Source organism: Methylobacterium sp. WL12 (genome assembly GCF_008039475.1).
GTDB classification, from domain to species: Bacteria; Pseudomonadota; Alphaproteobacteria; order Rhizobiales; family Beijerinckiaceae; genus Methylobacterium; species Methylobacterium cerastii.
Genome location: NZ_VRUW01000243.1, coordinates 1 through 617 on the forward strand (window position 1 = coordinate 1; position 617 = coordinate 617).

Genomic DNA, 617 nt, shown 5'->3' on the forward strand with positions numbered 1-617 from the left:
GGGTTCTGGGCGGGGGCGAGGCGTCGAACGGGTCTCATCCGGCAAACACGCCCCCGCCGCGGGCGGTTCCGATTCCGCGGCGTCGCCGCCCGCCGGTGACGGGCCCTTAACCAAGCTTTGCCATTCTCCCCGTATCGAACGTGCGTGAGGGTCGGGTGGTGATGGCGAAGCCGCAGATGTCCCGGCCGGGCGAGACGCCGCAGGCGCAGCCACCCCTGAACCCGAGCGTGCGCCGCCACCTCGGCCAGAACCTGCGCAACCTATACGCCGACACCCTCTCCGCCCCGGTGAGCGAACGCCTCGAAGCGCTGATCGCGCAGCTGGACCGGCCGAAGGGGTGAGCACGACTTAGGGGAGGGAGGCGGAGCCTGCGGTGCGAGCCGCCGCGTCGTCCGCTTCCCACACCGCGCCCACATCCGAGACCGTACGCCACGAGGACAAGCGCCCCGCGCGGCGCTTGCGCGTGCCGTCGGCTCGGCGCGGTCAGTTCGCCCGGGCGACCTCGACGAGGTTGTCCGAGAAGGACGGGGCGTGGCCCATGTCGGTGAAGGCGCCCGACGAGATGCTGTTGACCGTGCCCTCGTTGAGCTGGCGCCAGTAGCCCAGCGTCGCGACCA

General features: G+C 71.6%; 1 protein-coding gene. It reads left to right on the forward strand.

What is annotated here, in order from left to right; genetic code table 11:
* The first annotated feature begins 161 nt into the window (after positions 1–161).
* Positions 162–341 (forward strand): NepR family anti-sigma factor, encoded by a 180-nt coding sequence (locus FV226_RS27700; RefSeq protein ID WP_147754839.1) that lies wholly within the window; start codon positions 162–164, stop codon positions 339–341.
* Positions 342–617 lie beyond the last annotated feature (276 nt).

Coding starts and splice junctions, on each gene's coding strand:
- FV226_RS27700 (WP_147754839.1), top strand. CDS start 162: ATGGCGAAGCCGCAGATGTCCCGGCCGGGCGAGACGCCGCAGGCGCAG.